Origin of the sequence: Psychrobacter sp. AOP5-GZ1-6, assembly GCF_052376345.1 — a bacterium.
In the GTDB taxonomy this organism is placed as follows: domain Bacteria; phylum Pseudomonadota; class Gammaproteobacteria; order Pseudomonadales; family Moraxellaceae; genus Psychrobacter.
Map to the genome: position 1 here is coordinate 1 of NZ_JBQSVP010000130.1, position 8,441 is coordinate 8,441.

General features: G+C 42.7%; 6 protein-coding genes. 3 read left to right on the forward strand and 3 right to left on the reverse strand.

What is annotated here, in order from left to right; all coding sequences use genetic code 11:
- Positions 1-325 precede the first annotated feature (325 nt).
- The 3 genes from clpP to ACT3RN_RS12925 all read left to right on the forward strand — a co-directional run bounded on the left by clpP (position 326) and on the right by ACT3RN_RS12925 (position 4,035).
- On the forward strand, positions 326-952 hold the full coding sequence (clpP, locus tag ACT3RN_RS12915) for an ATP-dependent Clp endopeptidase proteolytic subunit ClpP (RefSeq protein WP_192520320.1): 627 nt from the start codon (positions 326-328) through the stop codon (positions 950-952).
- 108 nt (positions 953-1,060) lie between these two features.
- Positions 1,061-2,335 carry an ATP-dependent protease ATP-binding subunit ClpX gene (clpX, locus tag ACT3RN_RS12920; protein WP_192520319.1) on the forward strand — a complete coding sequence of 425 codons (1,275 nt, stop codon included), beginning with the start codon at positions 1,061-1,063 and terminating at the stop codon, positions 2,333-2,335.
- A gap of 755 nt (positions 2,336-3,090) precedes the next feature.
- The gene (locus ACT3RN_RS12925) at positions 3,091-4,035 is read left to right on the forward strand and encodes a c-type cytochrome (RefSeq protein WP_192520318.1); all 945 of its coding nucleotides are present in this window, start codon (positions 3,091-3,093) and stop codon (positions 4,033-4,035) included.
- Between the two features lie 203 nt (positions 4,036-4,238).
- Here the strand turns inward: ACT3RN_RS12925 and ACT3RN_RS12930 are convergent, their stop codons facing one another.
- The 3 genes from ACT3RN_RS12930 to argS form a co-directional block, all read right to left on the reverse strand.
- Positions 4,239-5,333, reverse strand: coding sequence for a PTS transporter subunit IIC (locus ACT3RN_RS12930; protein ID WP_192520317.1), 1,095 nt, complete (start codon positions 5,331-5,333; stop codon positions 4,239-4,241).
- A 131-nt stretch (positions 5,334-5,464) separates the two neighbouring features.
- Positions 5,465-6,262, reverse strand: a complete 798-nt coding sequence (locus ACT3RN_RS12935; protein ID WP_192520316.1) for an SPOR domain-containing protein — start codon at positions 6,260-6,262, stop codon at positions 5,465-5,467.
- Positions 6,263-6,365: 103 nt separating this feature from the next.
- Positions 6,366-8,195 carry an arginine--tRNA ligase gene (gene argS / locus ACT3RN_RS12940; RefSeq protein WP_192520315.1) on the reverse strand — a complete coding sequence of 610 codons (1,830 nt, stop codon included), beginning with the start codon at positions 8,193-8,195 and terminating at the stop codon, positions 6,366-6,368.
- Between the last annotated feature and the right edge of the window lie 246 nt (positions 8,196-8,441).

Sequence of the window (8,441 nt, forward strand, 5' to 3'; positions counted from 1 at the left end):
ACCTTTATCGATAGTTTATTACCAGACCCCTTGATAAATGTGTACAAACGCCTTATTAATAGTGAGCCATATATTATTTTTCACATTAAAAAGTTACTATTGCTCTAATAAAAAAGTTACCATTAGCTCAACTATTTTTAGCGACGTCTGGATCTTACTATTTCATCTAGTTCGTGTGAATAATCAGCGGCAGTATTTATTATAATAAGCACCCATAGCTTAGCCGTTCGCTAACCTCAACCCCTTTATCTTATGTACTTATAAACAGGACATCTTTATGACAGATTATGATCGCATCACTGCCAACCCACATTTTGATATGCTGATGAGTGCACACAACAACGTGCAAAGCACTCAAGCTGCACTAGTGCCTATGGTGGTTGAACAATCATCACGCGGTGAACGCTCTTTTGATATCTTTTCACGTCTATTGCGTGAGCGCGTTATCTTTTTGACCGGTCAGGTCGAAGACAATATGGCCAACCTTATCGTTGCACAATTGCTATTTTTAGAAGCTGAAAACCCTGACAAAGATATTCATTTATATATCAACTCACCAGGCGGTTCAGTGAGCGCTGGTTTGGCTATTTTTGATACCATGAACTTTATTAAGCCTGAAGTATCAACTATCTGTATGGGCGGTGCTTATAGCATGGGTTCATTCTTACTGGCAGCTGGTCAAAAAGGTAAGCGTTATTCCCTTGCTAATGCTCGCGTGATGATTCACCAGCCTTCAGGCGGTGCGCAAGGCCAGGCAACGGATATCGAGATTAATGCTCGTGAAATCCTGAAAACTCGTTCACGTCTAAACAGCATCTTAGCTGAGCGTACTGGTCAGCCAGTAGAAAAAATCGAAAAAGACGTCGAGCGCGATTACTGGTTGGATGCGCAAGAAGCCAAAGAATATGGTTTGGTTGACGAAGTATTAGAGCGCCGCCCTACTTCTTTATAATTAGCATATAACAGCCTTGATGAGAACCAAATGCCTTAGCGTGATACGTTTTGGCATTGATGTAAATAATCAAAATATTTATAAGTTTTAAAACTTAGGAGCGCCTTTATGGCAGAAGACAATACCCCGCATTGTTCGTTTTGCGGCAAAGCCAAAAGCGAAGTGAAGCAGCTGATTGCCGCTGACGATGCCAATATCTGTAACGAATGCATCGAGCTGTGTACTGACCTCATTGCCGATAGCGCAGAAGACAGTGATGACAATAGCGAAGTCGATACTTCTTGGGTAAATAAAAAATTACCAACGCCAAAAGAGTTGCGTGCCAAGCTTGATGAGTACGTGATTGGTCAAGACGCCGCCAAAAAAGCATTAGCCGTTGCCGTTTATAACCATTATAAGCGTCTAAAAGTCAGCCAGACCTTAGCCAGTGATAGCAAAAAATCTAAGATTGGTGCTGATGATGCCATGGTGGAATTGGCAAAAAGTAATATTTTGCTGATTGGCCCTACCGGTTCTGGTAAGACATTGTTAGCACAAACCTTAGCACGTCTGCTTGACGTACCGTTTGCGATGGCTGATGCCACGACCCTGACAGAAGCTGGTTATGTCGGCGAAGACGTTGAAAACATCGTGCAAAAGCTGCTACAAGCCTCTGATTACGATGTAAGTAAGGCTGAGCAAGGTATTATCTATATCGATGAGATTGATAAAATCAGTAAGAAAGGCGATAACCCTTCTATTACTCGTGATGTATCAGGTGAAGGCGTACAGCAGGCATTGCTAAAGCTGATCGAAGGTACGGTAGCTGCTATCCCGCCACATGGTGGACGTAAGCATCCACAGCAAGAGCTCATCCAAGTCGATACCAGCAATATCTTGATCATCGTAGGTGGTGCATTTTCTGGTCTTGATAGCGTCATTCAACAACGTACTGAGAAAGGTGGCATTGGCTTTAACGCAGATGTTAGCTCAAAAGACGATAGCCGTCGTAGCTCAGATTTATTGCAAGAAGTTGAGCCAGAAGATTTGATTAAGTTTGGTCTGATTCCTGAGCTAATTGGTCGTTTGCCTGTACTCGCTGCATTGCAAGAGCTAGATGAAGAGGCACTTGTACAAATCCTAACTGAACCTAAGAACGCACTGGTCAAACAGTACAAGTATTTGTTTGATATGGAAGGTGCTGAGATTAACTTTACTCAAGAAGCACTAGATGCCATCGCGAAAAAAGCCATGGAACGTAAAACAGGTGCACGTGGTCTACGCTCTATCGTAGAAAATGCCTTACTTGAAACCATGTACGAACTACCATCGATGAAGGATGCTAAAACAGTTCTTGTTGATGAAGAAGTCATCAATGAAGGTAAGACACCTGACATTTCTTAATATCTTATCGACCTAATATAGCTAACGATTATGCGTTGGCTATACAAAAAAAGCGTCTGGCAAAGTTTGCTCAGACGCTTTTATTTTGTCTCATCATTATAATCTCTAGACCGTGTCTTCATTTTAAAAATACTAATAAAAATGTGATAAAGAGCATTCAAACAAGGAAAATAGCGTAGATAATATCGAGATATTAGTCAGCTATCTGACAAAATCTAGCCATTTTTAGTTCATTTAGATGACTATCGATTGCGTTGAAGATACGCCCTAGTTCAATGATAAATGCTATTTACTATGAGCGTATCAGCAGCGTCTATTGCCATCTTCAGCATCAGTTATCAATCATACAAAAGTGATGTACATCTCCTATCAAAAAAGCCACACACAGCTAAATAATCGATCTTCACGACTGACAAACACTGCTACTGATAAAAAATGGGCTTGAACAAACAAGTGACTTAAATAATCTTTATGTTAAAGCCCTATTTCTAAACCTACAACGACTTCTCATGCAACTTTCTTAGCAAGTGAGTTGTCTAATAGATCTGTTCTTACATTTTAATATAACAAATAATATATTGTGTATTTATATACTACTATTGTGTATTTTGATACAATTGTATTTCTAATAACTTACAGATTGATTACGTGCTTAGTTTTTAACCCTCAATTGAAAGGCGTTACTTTTAGTATGACGATTAAGTTACCAGATAAACACTTATCCAAATATTATTTTTCATAATAAGGATGTTTTAATGAAAAATTTCTTACAGACCAAGCCATATCTCCTAATAGCAACTCTCTTTGCTATTGGTGCTACTAGCATCACGGCCTGTAGCGAATCAGGTACAAAAGCTGTCGATCGTGTCGAAGAAGCCGAGGCCATCGCCCGAGTAAAGTCACTCGAAGCGCAAGCAACAGAGATCAAAAATGAGTTGGCGGAAAACCCAGGTGCTAAGCTGAACATCAGCATGCCCGCTGAATCGACCATCCCTGACGATGAGTACGGTGCTGCCGTCCGTCGAGGCTTAGAGCTTGCCAACCATACTTATCGAGAGCTACCTGACAACGTCGGCAACAAGCTCAACTGTACTAGCTGTCACTTAGCAAATGGTTCAGAAGCTTATGCTGCACCATGGAATGGTCTACCAGGTATCTTTCCCATCTATCGCTCGCGTGATGCACGTGTCAACTCATTACAAGAGCGCGTCAACGGCTGTTTTCAGCGTTCAATGAATGGTACTCCGTTAGAAGTAGATTCGGATGAGATGAACGCCTTTATTTCTTATATGACGTGGTTATCGCAAGACATGCCAATTGGCGTTTCACCTCCAGGTCGTGGGTTTGTCGAGATCGACAGTTCACTCACGCCAGACCCTGTCAAAGGCAAAGAAATTTTCGCTGCGACCTGTACCACTTGCCACGGTGAAAATGGTGAAGGTCAGTACAATGACGATGGCACTTATGTATACCCTGCCATCGCTGGTGCAGATTCATTTAACGATGGCGCAGGTATGGCAAGGACATACAAGGCGGCTGCATTTGTAAAAGGTAAAATGCCTTTTGGTCAAGGTAATACTCTGACTGATCAAGAGGCCATCGATGTGGCTAGCTACTTCACTCAACTAGACCGTCCAGTGAAATCCAATAAAGACCAAGATTGGCCAAAAGGTGGAGCACCTGTAGACGTGCGTCGTTAATCTTATATAGGATCAGATGTCGACTCATTTAGATTGTGATAATTAGAATGAGCACATGACCCGTACAAGAGACCCTATACAGACAACCGGCAACTTATTGCTGCTATACCTGAGGAATAAAAAGCCTAACTATTTATATAGTTAGGCTTTTTATGTTTAGGGCAACAAATTCAACACACCTTAATTATAAAACAAATAAATAGCTAAGGCAGCTTCATATCACCAGCGACCAACCAACCCATACGGCGCATGATATAGGCGACCAACCCTGCAATTAGCGCAGGCAATACAAACATCAATAAAATAATCGCTGTCCATAATTGACCGGTACTCATAATCTCCTGTGATGCTTCAATCACGCCGAATACACCGACCAATCCAGCGGTACCCATGCCTGCTCCCGTTGCCGTGCAAGCCAGGCCAAAACCTACGGTCGCAATAGGGCCAACGATAGCACTGGCAATCACAGCTGGTAGTAAAACGATGGGTTTTTTTAGTACATTAGGGATTTGCAGCATGCTGGTACCTAGGCCCTGAGAGACCACGCCGCTCACACCATTGTCTTTGAAACTTGCAACCGCAAAACCAATCATATGTGCTGCACAGCCCACTACCGCTGCACCACCTGCTACACCGCCAAGCCCAATAGCGATACAAATAGCCGCACTCGATGTCGGCAATGTCAATAAAATACCGACCACAACGGCAATGACAATGCCCATTAATAATGGCTGAAGCTCAGTCGCTGCTTGAATGCCTTGACCAATGGTAGCAACAGCAGCGACGATAGGAGGGTTTAATAGCGCACAAACGGCTAATGCAACTGCACATACCAATAACGGAACCAATAAAATATCAAGCTTGGTCTTTCCTGCCACCCAACTACCCGCACGATAAGCAAAAACTGATGTTAGATAGGCGCCTATCGGATTCCCAGGCAACGCTACAAACGTCGCAGGTCCGCCAACTTGTGGTGTAAACAGCGTGCCTGCCATTAGTGCTTCGGAGTGAGCACCTAGCATACCTGCTACCAAGCAACTTAACATCACTAATGTCGGTGCTTTAAGATAATAAGCAATGCCGACGCCAATACCCGCTCCCATCAGTATTGATGCCAGTTTGCCGACTGCAACCAACGCAGGTAAATCTAACCAACCGCCAATTTGGGAGATAATAAGGCCTGCAATCAATGTCACAAACAGCCCTAAAGCCATCCCAGTAAACGCATCGATGAAATATTTTTGGAAAAAAGCTTTAATGATGCCAGTAGAAGATGTTGTTGAGTCAGATACAGTCATAGCCATACTCGTTGAGGAAGTAATGATAAGATATAATAAAATGGCAAAGTAAAATAGCGTTACTAAAAATAAGAGACAAAAAAAGCGTCATAACGACGCTTTTTTGAATAAACCATTACTAGTAACTGCACCTAACGACGCTGCTCTACGATGATAGAATCAATACCATTATTCTGTAATCGCTGCTGAGCGCTAGCCACCGTTTGACGGTTGCTCATTGGCCGAGAGATTACTTGATAAATAGGCTCGCCATTACCCGTTGTGTTTTTGACCACACGAGCATCTACTCCTGCCATCAGCACTTGTGCGCGGCGGCGATCTGCTTCATCAGCATCACCGAAACTGTTTATTTGCAATATATAAGTGGCAGCAGGTGTGGCAGCTTGAACGTTGGCAGTACCTGCATTACTGTCAGAGTTATCTGTGCTGCTGACCGATGTCGCGCTATCATAAGTCGCATTTTCTTCGACAACAACGATATCGCTATTGGCAGCGTTATTGCCATTACTAGGTTCAATCACCGTATTTTCAGAAATACCTAAATTACCCTCATCGTCACTACCACTGGCTGACGAATTAGTAGGCTGTGTGACCACGATATCGGGCTCAAAAGCATCGACACCTCCTATGCGATCATTATTTATCTCACCAAAATCTTCATCAGGTATGGTGGCCATCTCTTGATTTGGCAAAATATCATAAAACTCATAATCGCCATTATCAGTATCAGTCTCAACTCGTGGCTGTACCTGACGATCTTGCTCGTTTTCGGCGCTGCTATCGGTCGGACTAAAATCAAACAATGGTGACAAGTATATAAACACACCGATCATAAGGGTCAATACGGCCCCAACGAACATCCATAATAAGCCTGATACACTACTTGTTTTGCGCTTTTCAGTCGCGCCTTTAGGTTTTTTGGCTAGCATGGATCTGGTTCTCCCTACTGAATCTATCTATCATTATTAAATTATTGCTATCAACCATCTATACTCACTCTACAAACTAGAGATTTTTCTATGTAAAAAACTACTACATGCTAGACGGCGCAGACAATCCTAATAAACTAAGCCCATTAACCAATACTTGACGAACAGCTTTAGACAAACGCAGACGAGCTTGCATCAAATCTATCTCATCTTGACTCGGTGTCTCACCTGACGTTAGGCTCAATGGTAAAATACGGTTGGTATCATACCAACCGTGAAATAGCGCTGCCAGCTCTTTCAGATAATTGGTCAATACATGGGGCTCATAGCCAGTTGCTGCTCGTAATAGTGTCGCTGGATACCCTGCTAGTAGTTTAATCAACTCGTCTTCATTGGGCGCACTAAGCAGATTCTGATGCGCCAGACCAACGGCATCATCTACTGTTAAATCATAGGTAGCCAGTTTTTCTAGTACGCGGCAAACACGGGCATGCGCATATTGAATGTAATACACCTGATTGTCTTTGCTTTGTGATTTAGCAAGCTCCAAATCAAAGTCAATATGCACTTCAGGCTTACGGGCCACATAATAAAAACGCGCGGCATCATTGCCAACTTCGTTTCGTAAATCACGCAGGGTGACAAACTGACCTGAACGCGAGGACATTTGTACTTTTTCACTACCACGCCATAACGCGACAAACTGTACCAGCACCACATCAAGTTTTTCTGCATCGATACCCAAGGCAAGTAGTGCTGCTTTGACACGTGGAACATAGCCATGGTGATCAGCGCCCCAGACATTGACGACTTTATCAAAACCACGATCAAATTTGTTTTTATGATAAGCAATGTCAGAAGCAAAATAAGTAGACTGACCATTAGCGCGGCGTACCACACGGTCTTTTTCGTCACCGAAGTCGGTCGATTTAAACCAGATATTGCCGTCTTTTTCGTACAGATAGCCTTTTTCGTCTAATACTTGTAGAGCCGGCTCAATCTCAGCATCAATCGACTTTTCGCTGAACCAGCATTCATAGCTCACGCCAAAGTCATTTAAGTCATCTTTGATATCGGCCAAAATACTACTCAACGCTGCATTTAAAAACAACTCATAGCCATCACCAAGCAAAGTCTTACTATTGGCAATCAGCCCATCGATATGCGCTTCTTTATCACCTGACAGCAGTACTTTTTCACCATCTGCGTTTATCTCAAACTCGGCATCTGCAGGCACGTCTTTGGCAACGTCTGTAAAGCTATGAACATAGCTATCAGCATGTTGCACTTTTAGCGTTTTGGCAATATCACTGACATAGTCGCCTTGATAGCCGTTGACAGGAAAAGTCACTTGCTCGCCATTTGCTGCTAAATAACGCAAATAGGTACTGGTTGCTAAGATGTCCATTTGACGACCAGCGTCATTGACATAATACTCACGCGTGACGTCATAACCGATCGCTTCTAGCAAGTTTGACACGCTCATGCCAAATGCCGCACCACGCCCATGACCAACATGCAAGCTAGACGTTGGGTTGGCAGAGACAAACTCAACTTGTATTTTTTGCCCTGCAAACTGATTGCTCAAACCAAAACGGTCTTGCAAGTTAAAAATATCGTCTAATACGGCAAACTTCGCTTCAGCATTTAAAAAGACATTAATAAAACCCGGCCCTGCGATTTCTACTTGGCGGATATCTTGGTTTTCAGGCAAGGCATTAACGATTTTTTCGGCAAGTTGGCGCGGGTTGGCCTTGGCGGCTTTTGCGGCAGTAAGTGCGATATTACTGGCAAAATCACCATGGCTTAGGTCTTTGGTACGCGTGATTTGACTGTTATTTTGCCAATCGCTTGGTAATGTACCATCTGCTTGTAAAGTCTGAACGGCATCATTAAACAGTGAGGCAAGTGTATCAATCTGGGCTTGTGACATAAGGATGTGAACTCAATTAAATAAACAACAAAAACGGTGCAAAAATACGGTGAATGTAAACGACCGATAACCGCTTATAATAATAGCGACCGACATTGTAAAAGGTAAAATAATATAAAAAGATAAATAACCTGTAAATATAACAATCTTTGCGCTTTATTGCACCATTTACACCAAAATTAGCACTGAAATCTTACCGTTAAGACGGCTTCCCTTAGTAATTAGGATCTGTTGGACGTTTAAAGC